The sequence below is a fragment of the Streptococcus sp. oral taxon 058 str. F0407 genome (assembly GCF_000235485.1).
Classification (GTDB): Bacteria; Bacillota; Bacilli; order Lactobacillales; family Streptococcaceae; genus Streptococcus.
On the sequence record NZ_JH378887.1, the window covers coordinates 431,210 to 444,571 of the forward strand.

Here is a 13,362-nt window from a genome sequence, read left to right on the forward strand (position 1 = left end):
TGAAGACAATGAAAAAAGTTGCCATTATTGGAGCAGGGATTGTGGGGGCGACAGCTGCCTACTACCTATCTAAAGAAAGCGAGCTAGAGGTAACCGTTTTTGACCATGGACAGGGGCAGGCAACCAAGGCAGCAGCGGGAATTATCAGTCCTTGGTTTTCCAAACGCCGAAATAAAGCCTGGTATAAGATGGCTCGCTTGGGAGCTGACTTTTATGTGGATTTGTTGGCTGATTTAGAAAAGTCTGGTCAGGAAATCGACTTTTACCAGCGTTCGGGAGTCTTTCTCTTGAAAAAGGATGAATCCAAGTTGGAAGAACTCTATGAGCTAGCCCTTCAGCGTAGAGAAGAATCCCCCTTGATAGGCCAGTTAGCTATTCTGGACCAAGCCTCAGCTAATGAATTATTTCCTGGCTTGCAGGGATTTGACCACCTGCTCTATGCTTCTGGTGGGGCGAGAGTAGATGGTCACCTATTAGTGACTCGTTTGCTAGAAGCCAGTCAGGTCAAGCATGTCAAAGAAAAAGTGAGTCTGACACCATTAGCATCCGGCTATCAGATTGGCGAAGAGGTGTTTGAACGGGTTGTTTTAGCGACGGGAGCTTGGTTGGGGGACATTTTGGAACCTTTAGGATATGAGGTAGATGTTCGTCCTCAGAAAGGGCAACTCCGAGATTATCAGATTTCCAAAGATATAGAATCTTACCCTGTTGTCATGCCAGAAGGGGAGTGGGATTTGATTCCTTTTGCAGGTGGGAAATTGTCCCTAGGAGCTACCCATGAAAATGACATGGGATTTGACTTGACGGTAGATGAAGGCTTACTCCAACAAATGGGGGAAGCAGCCTTACCATACTACCCAGTCTTGGCTGAAGCTACTATAAGAGGTGAGCGAGTAGGAACCCGTGCCTATACCAGTGATTTCTCTCCTTTCTTTGGGCAAGTCCCAGGTTTAGCAGGTGTCTATGCGGCTAGCGGACTAGGGTCATCAGGTCTCACAACGGGTCCTATCATTGGTTACCACTTAGCTCAACTGATCCAAGACAAGGAGTTGACCTTGGACCCAATAAATTATCCAATTGCAAACTATGTCAAACGAGTAAAAAGCGAATAAGAATTTTACTGAAATTTTATCCTTCCCTCTAGGATGGCAAATGACATTCCCTATCAAAAATGGTAAAATAAGAAAAAATAATCCGAGAATCGAGGAAAAAAGATGCAAGAAAAGATTTTGGTAACTGGCGGTGCCGGATTTATCGGAACCCACACTGTTATTGAGTTGATCCAAGCAGGTCATCAAGTCGTTGTGGTGGATAATCTTGTCAACAGCAATCGTAAGAGTTTAGAAGTTGTTGAAAAAATTACAGGAGTTGAGATTCCTTTCTATGAGGCAGATATCCGTGACACAGATACCCTCAGAGATATTTTCAAGCAGGAAGAGCCGACTGGTGTCATTCACTTTGCTGGTTTGAAGGCTGTTGGTGAATCAACACGTATCCCTCTTGCCTATTATGACAATAATATCGCAGGAACTGTCAGCCTTTTGAAAGCTATGGAAGAAAACAACTGTAAGAACATCATCTTCAGTTCTTCTGCGACAGTTTACGGAGATCCTCATACAGTTCCAATCTTAGAAGATTTCCCGCTTTCAGTGACCAATCCATATGGTCGTACCAAGCTCATGCTAGAGGAAATTTTGACCGATCTCTACAAGGCAGACTCAGAATGGAACGTGGTCTTGCTTCGTTACTTTAACCCAATCGGAGCGCATGAAAGTGGAGATTTGGGAGAAAATCCTAACGGAATTCCAAACAATCTCTTGCCTTATGTTTCACAAGTAGCAGTGGGCAAACTAGAGCAAGTGCAAGTGTTTGGAGATGATTACGATACGGAAGATGGAACTGGTGTTCGTGACTATATCCACGTTGTGGACCTAGCCAAAGGACACGTAGCGGCTCTACAAAAGATCCAAAAAGGTTCAGGACTCAACATTTACAACCTTGGAACAGGTAAAGGCTATTCAGTTCTTGAAATTATCCAAAATATGGAAAAAGCGGTAGGCCGTCCCATTCCTTACCGCATCGTAGACCGTCGCCCAGGTGATATCGCTGCCTGCTACTCAGACCCTGCAAAAGCCAAGGCAGAACTGGGCTGGGAAGCTGAACTCGACATCACTCAAATGTGTGAAGACGCATGGCGTTGGCAAAGCAAGCATCCAAATGGATTTGAAGACTAAGATGATGATTTCAATCATTGTCCCCTGTTTAAATGAAGAGGAAGTACTTCCTCTTTTTTATCAGTCTGTTGAAGATTTGCTTCCAGAATTGGGAGCAGAGATTGAGTATGTCTTTGTGGACGATGGCTCAAGCGATGGGACCTTGGAGCTTTTGAAGTCCTATCGGGTGCAAAATCCTGCGGTACGTTATGTCTCATTCTCACGAAATTTTGGGAAAGAGGCGGCCTTATACGCAGGTTTGCAGCATGCAACTGGAGACTTGGTGGTCGTGATGGATGCAGACCTTCAGGATCCTCCTAGTATGTTGCTCGAAATGAAAGTCTTACTGGACCAGAATGCAGACTTAGACTGTGTTGGGACACGGAGAACCAGTCGGGAGGGAGAACCCTTCTTTCGCAGCTTCTGCGCTGACCTCTTTTACCACCTCATGCAAAAAATTAGTCCAGTAGCTTTGCCCTCGGGTGTCCGTGATTTTCGCATGATGAGAAGGTCTGTGGTGGATGCTATTTTAACCTTAACCGAGTCCAATCGTTTTTCTAAGGGCCTCTTTGCTTGGGTGGGTTTTAAAACGCACTATCTTGACTATCCAAATGTCGAAAGACAGGCTGGCAAGACTAGTTGGAGTTTTAGGCAACTCTTTTTCTACTCGATTGAAGGAATTCTCAATTTTTCAGATTTTCCCTTGAGTATAGCCTTTGTAGCGGGACTCCTATCTTGTTTTATTTCTTTTATGATGACTGTTTTTGTGGTGTTTCGGACTCTTATCTTGGGGAATCCGACATCTGGCTGGACCTCTCTGATGGCTGTGATTCTCTTTCTTGGAGGGATTCAACTCCTGACCATCGGGATTCTAGGCAAGTATATCAGTAAGATTTATCTAGAGACCAAAAAAAGACCACTCTATCTCATTAAAGAAAAAAGTGATCTTTCTATTTTGAAGGAAAAATAACCGAAAAAGACTATAATTTTACCTAGAAATATGCTAAACTAGTAGATGAAGGGGTTAAAGTGATAAAAAAGAATTTACAAAATCAGTCTCCCTTTTAAACTATGACGGATCTTTTAGAAGTGCACGTGTAGGACAATTTTTAATGGCCTCCAGAACATCACTGGTCTCAGTGATTTCTCTTTGCAATTCAACTGGATCATCGTAAAATCGAACGATTCCATTATCGTGATAATCAAAGAGTTCAGAATAGGTTTGGCAAAGCCCACAGGCGATGCATCGTTCAGGTATAAGTGTGAGTTTCATATTTATATTGTAATAAGAAAGTTTAAAAAATACAAGGAGTAAGGTATGGAAAAAGAACCATGGCAAGAAGATATTTATGAAAATAATGAGGAAGAATCAAGAACAGATCGTCGTCGCCGTAAACAAAAGGGGAAAGGCGTTGTTGCCAATCGTGTCTTGACAGTCCTAGCTAGCCTCTTCTTTGTAATCGTTGTAGCAATGGTTGTTGTATTGATTTACCTTTCTACCGGAGGAAGCAACCGCACAGCTGCCTTGAAGGATTTTTATGATCCTTCAGCACCTGCTAGCAGCTCCACTTCAAAAGTGGAAGAGTCTTCATCGTCAAGCAGCAAGGTAGAAGAAACATCTTCTTCTGAAACAACTCCGTCAGAAAGTAGCTCTGAAGAGCATACCGACGGTGAAGGAACAATTACTGTTCATCCAGGAGAGGGTGAAGCAGCTCTTGCACAACGTGCAGGAATTTCTATTGCCCAGTTGGAAGCTTTGAATCCTTCTCATATGTCATCTGGCTCTTGGTTTGCTAACCCAGGTGATGTGATTAAAACAAGATAGGAGCAGGTCATGAAGACAATTCAAATTGCTATCGATGGTCCAGCTTCGAGTGGTAAGAGTACGGTCGCAAAGATTATCGCTAAGGATTTTGGATACACTTATCTCGATACGGGTGCTATGTACCGTGCTGCGACTTATATAGCGCTCAAACACCAGTTGGACGCAGAAAATGTAGATCAACTTCTTGAGCTTCTTAACCAACACCCCATTAGTTTTGGACGTTCAGAAACAGGTGAACAACTTGTCTTTGTTGGCGATGTTGATATTACTCATCCTATCCGTGAAAATGAAGTGACCAACAAGGTTTCAAGCATTGCTGCTATTCCAGAAGTACGTGAAAAACTAGTATCTCTCCAGCAGGAGATTGCCCAGCAAGGTGGTATTGTCATGGATGGACGTGATATCGGAACGGTTGTTTTGCCCCAAGCTGAGCTCAAAATTTTCTTGGTGGCTTCTGTTGAAGAAAGAGCAGAGCGTCGTTACAAGGAAAATATTGCTAAAGGTATCGAGACAGACCTAGAAACTCTGAAAGAAGAGATTGCGGCGCGTGATTACAAAGATAGTCATCGCGAAACCTCGCCTCTCAAACAAGCAGAGGATGCAGTTTACCTCGACACAACTGGACTAAGTATCCAAGAAGTAGTCGAAAAAATTGAATCAGAAGCAAAAAAACGCATGTCCTAGTGACAAGAGAAGCAGGCTAAGGTTAGCCTGCTTTTTTTATCTCTTTGGGGAGCATTTGAAAACAGTCTTTTTGGGAGATTTTTGATAAAATAGTAGTATCAATAAAAAGGATGGAAGCATGACAAAGAAAATCGTAGCCATTTGGGCCCAAGATGAAAGAGGTGTGATTGGTAAAGAAGACCGTCTTCCTTGGCATTTGCCAGCAGAATTACAACATTTTAAGGAAACAACTTTGAACCACGCCATCTTGATGGGACGAGTGACTTTTGATGGAATGGGGCGTCGTCTGCTTCCTAAACGCCAAACCTTGATTTTGACACGAAACAGTGACGAAGTCGTGGATGGTGCGCTCGTATTTCAAGATGTGAAGTCTGTTTTAACTTGGTATCAGAGTCAGGAAAAAAATCTCTATATCATTGGTGGGAAACAGATTTTTCAGGCTTTTGAGCCCTATTTAGATGAAATCATCGTGACACAGATTCATGCTCAGGTGGAAGGAGACACCTATTTTCCTGAGGATTTTGACTTGTCTCTTTTTGAGACAGTTGCAAGCAAATCTTATGAGCGAGATGAGAAAAACAACTATGATTTTACCATCCAATACCGAAAGAGAAAGGAAGTCTAATGGAGCGCAGTATATTTGGATTTTTTACAGCTTTCTTATGTGTAATCTGATTTTGGCAGGAGCACAGGCTTTTCGTAAGAAGCGCTATGGACTGTCTGCCTTACTCTGGTTGAATGCTTTTACCAATTTAGTAAACAGTATCCACGCTTTTTATATGACCTTATTTTAGATAGAATGATAAATTAGAATGGAAGGAAATCATGCCTACAAATAGGAAAAATGATATGATGGTTTATTGCTCATTTTGTGGCAAGAGCCAAGAAGAAGTAAAGAAAATAATCGCTGGGAACAACGCCTTTATCTGTAATGAATGTGTGGAGTTGGCTCAAGAAATCATTCGAGAGGAGTTGGCTGAGGAAGTCTTGGCAGACTTGTCTGAAGTACCAAAACCAATCGAGCTCCTTAATATCTTGAACCACTATGTGATTGGTCAAGATCGTGCCAAACGTGCCTTGGCAGTGGCTGTATACAACCATTACAAACGCATTAATTTCCACGATACGCGTGAAGAGTCAGAAGATGTGGATTTACAGAAGTCAAACATCTTGATGATTGGCCCAACGGGTTCAGGGAAAACTTTCTTGGCCCAGACATTGGCTAAGAGCTTGAACGTGCCTTTTGCTATCGCAGATGCGACAGCTCTTACTGAGGCTGGTTATGTGGGTGAGGACGTGGAAAACATCCTCCTCAAACTCTTGCAGGCTGCTGACTTTAACATCGAACGTGCAGAACGTGGGATTATCTACGTGGATGAAATTGACAAGATTGCCAAGAAGAGCGAGAACGTTTCTATCACACGTGACGTTTCAGGTGAAGGAGTGCAACAAGCCCTTCTTAAGATTATCGAGGGAACTGTTGCTAGTGTGCCGCCTCAAGGTGGCCGCAAACATCCGCAACAAGAGATGATTCAGGTGGATACTAAAAACATCCTCTTCATCGTGGGTGGTGCTTTTGATGGCATCGAAGAAATTGTCAAACAACGTCTGGGTGAAAAGGTTATTGGTTTTGGCCAAAATAACAAGGCGATTGACGAAAACAGCTCCTACATGCAAGAAATCATCGCAGAAGATATTCAAAAATTCGGTATTATTCCAGAGTTGATTGGACGCTTGCCTGTCTTTGCAGCTCTTGAGCAATTGACGGTCGATGACTTGGTTCGCATCTTGAAAGAGCCAAGAAATGCCTTGGTTAAACAATACCAAACCTTGCTATCTTATGATGATGTTGAGTTGGAATTTGACGACGAAGCTCTTCAAGAAATTGCCCATAAAGCCATTGAACGCAAAACTGGCGCGCGTGGTCTTCGCTCGATTATCGAAGAGACCATGCTAGATGTTATGTTTGAAGTACCGAGTCAGGAAAATGTGAAATTAGTCCGCATCACAAAAGAAGCTGTCGATGGAACGGAAAAACCAATCCTAGAAACAGCCTAGAGGTGACTATGGAAATCAATACACACAATGCAGAAATCTTGCTCAGTGCGGCGAACAAATCCCACTATCCGCAGGATGAACTGCCAGAGATTGCCCTTGCAGGGCGGTCAAATGTTGGGAAGTCCAGCTTTATCAACACCATGCTCAACCGCAAGAATCTAGCCCGTACATCAGGGAAACCTGGGAAAACCCAGCTTCTTAACTTTTTTAACATCGATGACAAGATGCGCTTTGTGGATGTTCCTGGCTATGGCTACGCTCGCGTTTCTAAAAAGGAACGAGAAAAGTGGGGCCGCATGATTGAGGAGTACCTCACAACTCGTGAAAATCTCCGTGCAGTGGTCAGTCTGGTGGACCTCCGTCACGACCCATCAGCAGATGATGTGCAGATGTACGAATTTCTCAAGTATTATGAGATTCCGGTTATCATCGTTGCGACTAAGGCAGATAAGATTCCTCGTGGAAAGTGGAACAAGCACGAATCTGCAATCAAAAAGAAATTAAACTTTGATCCAAGTGATGACTTCATCCTCTTTTCATCTGTCAGCAAGGCAGGGATGGATCAGGCTTGGGATGCAATATTAGAAAAATTGTGAGGGAAAGAAATGGCAAAAACAATTCATACAGATAAGGCACCAAAGGCTATCGGACCTTATGTTCAAGGGAAAATCGTTGGCAATCTTTTATTTGCTAGCGGTCAAGTTCCCCTATCTCCTGAAACTGGAGAAATCGTTGGAGAAACCATCCAAGAACAGACAGAACAAGTCTTGAAAAACATCGGTGCTATTTTGGCTGAAGCAGGAACAGACTTTGACCACGTTGTCAAAACAACTTGCTTCTTGAGCGATATGAACGACTTTGTTCCTTTTAATGAGGTTTACCAAACGGCCTTCAAAGAGGAATTCCCAGCTCGTTCAGCTGTGGAAGTAGCTCGTCTTCCTCGCGATGTGAAAGTCGAAATTGAAGTCATCGCAGAGATTGGATAAGCTAGTTGAAGTTTGGTTTTGCCAAACTTCTTTTGATATAAGGAGAGATAGATGACAAAAAAACAACTTCACCTAGTGATTGTGACAGGGATGAGTGGTGCAGGGAAAACGGTAGCCATTCAGTCTTTTGAAGATTTGGGATATTTTACCATTGACAACATGCCGCCAGCCCTCTTGCCAAAGTTTTTACAGTTGGTCGAAACCAAGGATGATGACCACAAACTGGCCTTGGTTGTAGATATGCGTAGCCGTTCCTTCTTCTCGGAGATTCAGGCTGTTTTGGATGAATTGGAAAACCAAGATGATTTGGATTTCAAAATTCTATTTTTAGATGCAGCGGATAAAGAATTAGTCGCGCGCTATAAGGAAACCAGACGGAGTCACCCTCTAGCCGCAGATGGTCGGATTTTAGATGGCATCAAGCTGGAACGTGAACTTTTAGCACCTTTGAAAAACATGAGCCAAAATGTGGTGGATACGACAGAACTCACCCCGCGTGAACTTCGTAAAACTATTGCTGAGCAATTTTCGGACCAAGAACAAGCCCAGTCTTTCCGTATCGAGGTCATGTCTTTTGGATTCAAGTATGGTATTCCTATCGATGCGGATTTGGTATTTGATGTCCGTTTCTTGCCAAATCCCTATTACCTACCAGAACTCCGTAATCAGACAGGTGAGGATCGAGCAGTTTATGACTATGTGATGAAACATGCAGAATCGGAAAGTTTCTATCAGCACTTACTAGCTTTGATCGAACCTATTTTGCCTAGTTACAAAAAAGAAGGCAAGTCCGTTTTGACCATTGCAGTGGGATGTACAGGTGGACAGCACCGTAGTGTAGCCTTTGCCAAGCGCATAGCTGAGGACCTTGCTAAAAACTGGCCTGTCAATGAAAGTCATCGTGACAAAGACCGAAGAAAGGAAACGGTAAACCGTTCATGAGGAAACCAAAGATAACGGTGATTGGTGGAGGAACTGGTATCCCTGTCATTTTGAAAAGTTTGCGAGAAAAGGATGTTGACATCGCAGCCATCGTAACGGTCGCCGATGATGGTGGTTCTTCTGGTGAGCTAAGGAAGAATATCCAACAGCTGACACCACCAGGTGACCTCCGTAATGTCCTAGTAGCCATGTCGGATATGCCAAAGTTTTATGAGAAGGTTTTTCAGTACCGATTTTCAGAAGAGGCTGGAGCTTTTGCGGGCCATCCACTAGGAAATATCGTTATAGCAGGACTCTCTGAAATGCAAGGTTCTACCTATAATGCTATGCAATTACTCAGTAAGTTTTTTCATACAACAGGAAAGATTTACCCCTCAAGTGACCGCCCTTTGACGCTGCATGCAGTTTTTAAGGATGGTTCGGAAGTAGCTGGTGAGAGCCATATTGCGGATCATCCCGGCATGATTGATCATGTTTATGTGACTAATACTTTGAATGATGAAACACCACAAGCTAGCCGTCGAGTAGTCAATACTATTCTTGAGAGTGACATGATCGTCTTGGGGCCTGGTTCCCTCTTTACATCGATTTTGCCCAATATTGTCATTGAGGAGATCGGGCAAGCACTCTTAGAGACCAAGGCGGAGATAGCCTATGTCTGCAATATCATGACCCAGCGTGGGGAAACAGAGCACTTTTCAGACAGTGACCACGTGGAAGTCCTCCATCGACACTTAGGTCGGCCTTTTATTGATACAGTCTTAGTTAATATCGAAAAAGTCCCTAGAGAGTATATGGATACCAATCGTTTTGATGAATATTTGGTTCAGGTGGAACATGATTTTGCTGGTCTTTGCAAGCAGGTTCCTCGTGTGATTTCATCCAACTTCCTTCGTTTGGAAAATGGAGGAGCCTTCCACGATGGGGATTTGATTGTTGATGAATTGATGCGAATTATACAGGTGCGAAAATGAGTTTTACAGTTGCAGTAAAAGAAGAAATTCTTGGTCAACACCATCTCAGTCGTCATGAATTATCAGCCATCATCAAGATGTCTGGTAGTATTGGTCTCTCGACTTCAGGCTTGACCTTGTCTGTTGTGACTGAAAATGCCAAGTTAGCTCGGCACCTTTATGAGTCCTTTCTCCATTTTTATGAAATCAAGTCAGAGATTCGTCACCATCAGAGAAGCAATCTTCGCAAGAACCGTGTCTATACGGTCTATACTGAAGAGAGAGTGCAGGAGCTTTTAGCTGATTTGCGGCTTGCGGATTCCTTCTTTGGTTTGGAGACGGGTATCGATCCTGATATTTTAGCAGATGAAGAAGCAGGTCGTGCCTACTTATGTGGGGCCTTTCTGGCAAATGGTAGCATTCGTGATCCTGAGTCTGGCAAATACCAATTGGAAATCAGTTCTGTTTATCTGGACCACGCCCAAGGACTGGCATCTCTCCTTCAGCAGTTTTTGCTGGACGCCAAGGTTATTGAGCGAAAGAAAGGTGCAGTTACCTATCTCCAGCGTGCAGAGGACATCATGGATTTCTTGATTGTGATTGGGGCCATGCAGGCGCGTGATAACTTTGAGCGCGTCAAGATTTTGCGTGAAACCCGTAATGATCTCAATCGAGCCAATAACGCTGAAACAGCCAATATCGCTCGGACGGTTTCTGCTAGCATGAAGACCATCAACAATATCAGTAAAATCAAAGATAGAATGGGTCTAGAAAATCTACCAGTGGATTTGCAGGAGGTGGCTCGCTTACGAATCCAGCACCCAGACTACTCTATCCAGCAGTTGGCAGATAGCCTCAGCAATCCCCTGACCAAAAGTGGTGTCAACCACAGACTCAGAAAAATAAACAAGATTGCAGATGAACTATAAAACCACGAATCATTGATTCGTGGTTATTTTCTTATAAACTGGTTGAGTGTTTGGGTTGCACTTTTTGGTCAGGGTCGATGTAGTTGATAGCATTGTTGACGGCAGTAGGTGCTTCTCCCAGTCCTGTCGCAATCAAATCAATCTTACCTTCATAGTAGCAGCAGTCTCCAATGGCGTAAATACCCGCTTGGCTGGATTCTTGCTTGCTATTGACGATAATCTTATGACGGTTGAGATCCAGACCCCATTTTTTAAGATTTCCGACAGAAGACTTGAAGCCGTAGTTGACAAAGAGGTGATCTAAGTCAATCGTTTCGGATTCATCAGATTTGACTTTTGTGATTTCAAGTTTATCAAGTGTTTTTCCATCTCCAAGGAGTTGACTAGGAACGAATGGTGTCTTGATAGTCACTGATGATTCTTGCAGGGCTTGCACACTGTGTTCTAAGGCGCGGAAGTTATCTCGACGGTGAATGAGAGTAGTTGGGGCAATTTTTTCAAAAGCCAATGCCCAGTCAACTGCTGAGTCCCCTCCACCAAGGATGGTCACTTTCTTATCAGCGTATTGCTGAATGTTGGACACGTGGTAGTGGATATTTTCATAGTCCTCAACACCGTCTAATTCGAGCGGACGTGGTTTAAAGGCACCCCCACCCATGGCAATAATGACGGTTTTAGTCAGGTGGGTTCCTTTGTTGGTTTTAATGGCAAAACCTCCATCTTGTTTCTCAATCTCAAGAACGGTTTCGTTGAGGTGAATAGGTGTGTCAAAGCCATCTAGCTGCTCAAGCAAACGATTGGTTAACTCTTCTCCAGTTAAGTTTGGAAAACCTGGCACATCAAGGATTTGCTTTTCAGGATAGAGGATGGCAGGCTGACCACCGAGCTGGGGAAGAGAGTCGATGATTTGGACTTTGGCTTGGCGTAGGTGGGCGTAAAAGGCAGCAAAGAGGCCGACAGGACCGCCCCCTACAATGGTAATATCATAGAGTTGAGACATGGTTTCTCCTTCATTTTTTCTAGTCAGTTTATTTTATCATATTTTTGCTTAATTTAAAATGAGGTAGGATAGAGAAAAAATGGGCAAAAAATGGTATAATAGTTCGGAACGTGTTTTGACAGGGAGGAGGCCAGGGATGAATTTTCAACAATTATCCAATTTACAATACTGGACGAGTTTGTTTTCAAGCCCTTGGACTATAGTCATCAATCTGATTGATATTCTCATTGTGACTTATATTTTGTATCATTTTACAAAGGCCATTGCAGGTACCAAAATCATGGTCTTGGTTCGGGGAGTTTTGATCTTTATTCTAGCTCAGATTCTTTCTAATATGATTGGTTTAACGACCATTTCCTGGTTGATCAATCAGATCATCACCTACGGGGTCATCGCAGCGGTGGTTATCTTTTCACCAGAGATTCGGACTGGTTTGGAGAGATTGGGTCGGGCGACAGATTTCTTTTCCAATACTCCAATTAGCGCAGAAGAGCAAATGATTCGTGCCTTTGTCAAATCAGTCGAGTACATGAGTCCGCGTAAGATTGGTGCTTTGGTTGCTGTTCAGCGAGTGAGAACCTTGCAGGAATACATTTCGACGGGGATTCCCTTAGATGCAAAGATTTCGGCTGAATTGCTTATCAATATTTTCATTCCCAATACTCCCTTGCACGATGGTGCGGTCATTATCCGAGAAGATCGGATTGCTGTAACTTCAGCCTATCTACCACTAACTGAAAATACAGAGATTTCCAAAGAGTTTGGAACACGCCACAGGGCGGCGATTGGTTTGTCGGAAGTATCAGATGCTCTTACATTTGTGGTTTCGGAGGAGACAGGTGGAATCTCAATCACCTATAATGGAGTCTTTAAGCACGATTTGACCTTGGAAGAGTTTGAATCTGAGTTGAGAAGAATCCTACTTCCAGCATCAGAGGAAAAACATAGTCTGAAAGAGCGCTTGCTAGGAGGATTGAAACATGAGAAAAAATAGTCTTTATATTATTTCTTCCTTCTTTTTCGCCTGCATCCTTTTTATCTATGCGACTTCTACAAACTATCAGAATAATAATAGTGCCAGACAGGTGCGGACGGAAACCTATACCAATACAGTACTCAATGTACCAATTGATATCCGCTATGACAGTGATCAGTACTTTATTAGTGGCTTCACGTCAGAAGTAACTGTTTTCTTGACAGGTTCCAATCGAGTTGCTTTGGCAAGTGAAATGCAGGAAAGCACGCGCAAATTCAAGGTGACAGCTGACTTGACAAATGCTGGTGTTGGAACAATAGAAGTTCCTCTAACCATAGAAAATCTACCAAGTGGTTTGACCGCTGTTGCAACACCGCAAAAGATAACAGTGAAGGTCGGTAAAAAAGCAAAACGAGACAATGTAATCGTTGTGCCAGAGATAGATCCTAGCCAGATTGATTCTCGCGTGAAAATCGATACAGTCACTGTGTCAGATGAAAAAGTAACGGTTATTAGTGACGAGGAAACTCTCTCTAGAGTAGATCGTGTCATTGCCATCTTGCCAACGAGTGAACGGATAACAGGTAACTACTCAGCTTCTGTTCCTCTACAAGCGGTTGATAAAAATGGAAATGTCTTGCCAAGTGTCATTATGCCATTTGACACTACTATGAAAATTACAACGAAACCAGCATCGTCTAGCTCGAGCTCATCATCAACGAGCTCCTCAGCTAGTAGTTCGTCTTCAACGAGTTCAGAAACGAAACCAGACTCGTCTAAACAAGAATAAAAAAAT

16 protein-coding genes are annotated in these 13,362 nt (G+C 43.2%); 14 read left to right on the forward strand and 2 right to left on the reverse strand.

Annotated features, from left to right (window positions below):
- The first annotated feature begins 8 nt into the window (after positions 1-8).
- From HMPREF9184_RS03695 to HMPREF9184_RS03705, 3 genes are all read left to right on the forward strand, one after another.
- The gene (locus HMPREF9184_RS03695; protein WP_000754643.1) at positions 9-1,112 is read left to right on the forward strand and encodes an NAD(P)/FAD-dependent oxidoreductase; all 1,104 of its coding nucleotides are present in this window, start codon (positions 9-11) and stop codon (positions 1,110-1,112) included.
- Between the two features lie 102 nt (positions 1,113-1,214).
- Positions 1,215-2,234, forward strand: a complete 1,020-nt coding sequence (gene galE / locus HMPREF9184_RS03700) for a UDP-glucose 4-epimerase GalE (protein WP_001156519.1) — start codon at positions 1,215-1,217, stop codon at positions 2,232-2,234.
- A gap of 1 nt (position 2,235) precedes the next feature.
- Positions 2,236-3,183: a glycosyltransferase family 2 protein gene (locus tag HMPREF9184_RS03705; RefSeq protein ID WP_033585916.1), complete on the forward strand. Its 948-nt coding sequence runs from the start codon at positions 2,236-2,238 to the stop codon at positions 3,181-3,183.
- Positions 3,184-3,282: 99 nt separating this feature from the next.
- On the opposite strand, the gene HMPREF9184_RS09450 is transcribed toward HMPREF9184_RS03705, so the two are convergent.
- The gene (locus HMPREF9184_RS09450) at positions 3,283-3,486 is read right to left on the reverse strand and encodes a ferredoxin (protein ID WP_009755186.1); all 204 of its coding nucleotides are present in this window, start codon (positions 3,484-3,486) and stop codon (positions 3,283-3,285) included.
- Positions 3,487-3,531: 45 nt separating this feature from the next.
- Here HMPREF9184_RS09450 and HMPREF9184_RS03710 point away from each other — a divergent pair, with 45 nt between their 5' ends.
- The 9 genes from HMPREF9184_RS03710 to whiA all read left to right on the forward strand — a co-directional run bounded on the left by HMPREF9184_RS03710 (position 3,532) and on the right by whiA (position 10,590).
- Positions 3,532-4,038 (forward strand): SAG1386/EF1546 family surface-associated protein, encoded by a 507-nt coding sequence (locus tag HMPREF9184_RS03710; RefSeq protein ID WP_000410183.1) that lies wholly within the window; start codon positions 3,532-3,534, stop codon positions 4,036-4,038.
- Positions 4,039-4,047: 9 nt separating this feature from the next.
- Positions 4,048-4,722, forward strand: a complete 675-nt coding sequence (cmk, locus tag HMPREF9184_RS03715; protein ID WP_000849390.1) for a (d)CMP kinase — start codon at positions 4,048-4,050, stop codon at positions 4,720-4,722.
- A gap of 118 nt (positions 4,723-4,840) precedes the next feature.
- Positions 4,841-5,347, forward strand: a complete 507-nt coding sequence (locus HMPREF9184_RS03720; protein ID WP_000162501.1) for a dihydrofolate reductase — start codon at positions 4,841-4,843, stop codon at positions 5,345-5,347.
- 200 nt (positions 5,348-5,547) lie between these two features.
- A complete protein-coding gene (gene clpX, locus HMPREF9184_RS03730) occupies positions 5,548-6,780 on the forward strand; it encodes an ATP-dependent Clp protease ATP-binding subunit ClpX (protein ID WP_009755188.1) in 1,233 nt (410 codons plus the stop codon).
- Positions 6,781-6,788: 8 nt separating this feature from the next.
- Positions 6,789-7,376 (forward strand): ribosome biogenesis GTP-binding protein YihA/YsxC, encoded by a 588-nt coding sequence (gene yihA / locus HMPREF9184_RS03735; RefSeq protein WP_000405203.1) that lies wholly within the window; start codon positions 6,789-6,791, stop codon positions 7,374-7,376.
- Positions 7,377-7,385: 9 nt separating this feature from the next.
- Positions 7,386-7,766, forward strand: coding sequence for a RidA family protein (locus HMPREF9184_RS03740; RefSeq protein ID WP_001140420.1), 381 nt, complete (start codon positions 7,386-7,388; stop codon positions 7,764-7,766).
- A gap of 51 nt (positions 7,767-7,817) precedes the next feature.
- Positions 7,818-8,708 carry an RNase adapter RapZ gene (gene rapZ / locus HMPREF9184_RS03745; protein ID WP_000163041.1) on the forward strand — a complete coding sequence of 297 codons (891 nt, stop codon included), beginning with the start codon at positions 7,818-7,820 and terminating at the stop codon, positions 8,706-8,708.
- On the forward strand, positions 8,705-9,682 hold the full coding sequence (locus HMPREF9184_RS03750) for a YvcK family protein (RefSeq protein WP_001231061.1): 978 nt from the start codon (positions 8,705-8,707) through the stop codon (positions 9,680-9,682). Before rapZ ends, HMPREF9184_RS03750 begins: the two co-directional genes overlap by 4 nt.
- Complete coding sequence (whiA, locus tag HMPREF9184_RS03755; protein WP_000011292.1) at positions 9,679-10,590, forward strand: DNA-binding protein WhiA; 912 nt, start codon at positions 9,679-9,681, stop codon at positions 10,588-10,590. The genes HMPREF9184_RS03750 and whiA overlap by 4 nt, the downstream gene beginning before the upstream one ends.
- Positions 10,591-10,621: 31 nt before the next feature.
- On the opposite strand, the gene HMPREF9184_RS03760 is transcribed toward whiA, so the two are convergent.
- On the reverse strand, positions 10,622-11,590 hold the full coding sequence (locus tag HMPREF9184_RS03760) for an NAD(P)/FAD-dependent oxidoreductase (protein WP_000081036.1): 969 nt from the start codon (positions 11,588-11,590) through the stop codon (positions 10,622-10,624).
- A 136-nt stretch (positions 11,591-11,726) separates the two neighbouring features.
- On the opposite strand from HMPREF9184_RS03760, the gene cdaA reads away from it, so the two are divergent.
- Both cdaA and HMPREF9184_RS03775 read left to right on the forward strand, forming a co-directional pair.
- Positions 11,727-12,584, forward strand: coding sequence for a diadenylate cyclase CdaA (cdaA, locus tag HMPREF9184_RS03770; protein ID WP_001011085.1), 858 nt, complete (start codon positions 11,727-11,729; stop codon positions 12,582-12,584).
- The gene (locus HMPREF9184_RS03775; protein WP_001230926.1) at positions 12,571-13,356 is read left to right on the forward strand and encodes a CdaR family protein; all 786 of its coding nucleotides are present in this window, start codon (positions 12,571-12,573) and stop codon (positions 13,354-13,356) included. Before cdaA ends, HMPREF9184_RS03775 begins: the two co-directional genes overlap by 14 nt.
- The last annotated feature ends 6 nt before the right edge of the window (positions 13,357-13,362 follow it).

Excerpts from the sequence above, each read along its gene's own strand:
- whiA (WP_000011292.1), top strand. The coding sequence starts at position 9,679 with ATGAGTTTTACAGTTGCAGTAAAAGAAGAAATTCTTGGTCAACACCAT.
- cdaA (WP_001011085.1), top strand. The coding sequence starts at position 11,727 with ATGAATTTTCAACAATTATCCAATTTACAATACTGGACGAGTTTGTTT.
- galE (WP_001156519.1), top strand. The coding sequence starts at position 1,215 with ATGCAAGAAAAGATTTTGGTAACTGGCGGTGCCGGATTTATCGGAACC.
- HMPREF9184_RS03720 (WP_000162501.1), top strand. The coding sequence starts at position 4,841 with ATGACAAAGAAAATCGTAGCCATTTGGGCCCAAGATGAAAGAGGTGTG.
- rapZ (WP_000163041.1), top strand. The coding sequence starts at position 7,818 with ATGACAAAAAAACAACTTCACCTAGTGATTGTGACAGGGATGAGTGGT.
- HMPREF9184_RS03775 (WP_001230926.1), top strand. The coding sequence starts at position 12,571 with ATGAGAAAAAATAGTCTTTATATTATTTCTTCCTTCTTTTTCGCCTGC.
- HMPREF9184_RS03740 (WP_001140420.1), top strand. The coding sequence starts at position 7,386 with ATGGCAAAAACAATTCATACAGATAAGGCACCAAAGGCTATCGGACCT.
- HMPREF9184_RS09450 (WP_009755186.1), bottom strand. The coding sequence starts at position 3,486 with ATGAAACTCACACTTATACCTGAACGATGCATCGCCTGTGGGCTTTGC.
- HMPREF9184_RS03695 (WP_000754643.1), top strand. The coding sequence starts at position 9 with ATGAAAAAAGTTGCCATTATTGGAGCAGGGATTGTGGGGGCGACAGCT.
- yihA (WP_000405203.1), top strand. The coding sequence starts at position 6,789 with ATGGAAATCAATACACACAATGCAGAAATCTTGCTCAGTGCGGCGAAC.
- HMPREF9184_RS03760 (WP_000081036.1), bottom strand. The coding sequence starts at position 11,590 with ATGTCTCAACTCTATGATATTACCATTGTAGGGGGCGGTCCTGTCGGC.
- HMPREF9184_RS03705 (WP_033585916.1), top strand. The coding sequence starts at position 2,236 with ATGATGATTTCAATCATTGTCCCCTGTTTAAATGAAGAGGAAGTACTT.
- HMPREF9184_RS03710 (WP_000410183.1), top strand. The coding sequence starts at position 3,532 with ATGGAAAAAGAACCATGGCAAGAAGATATTTATGAAAATAATGAGGAA.
- cmk (WP_000849390.1), top strand. The coding sequence starts at position 4,048 with ATGAAGACAATTCAAATTGCTATCGATGGTCCAGCTTCGAGTGGTAAG.
- HMPREF9184_RS03750 (WP_001231061.1), top strand. The coding sequence starts at position 8,705 with ATGAGGAAACCAAAGATAACGGTGATTGGTGGAGGAACTGGTATCCCT.
- clpX (WP_009755188.1), top strand. The coding sequence starts at position 5,548 with ATGCCTACAAATAGGAAAAATGATATGATGGTTTATTGCTCATTTTGT.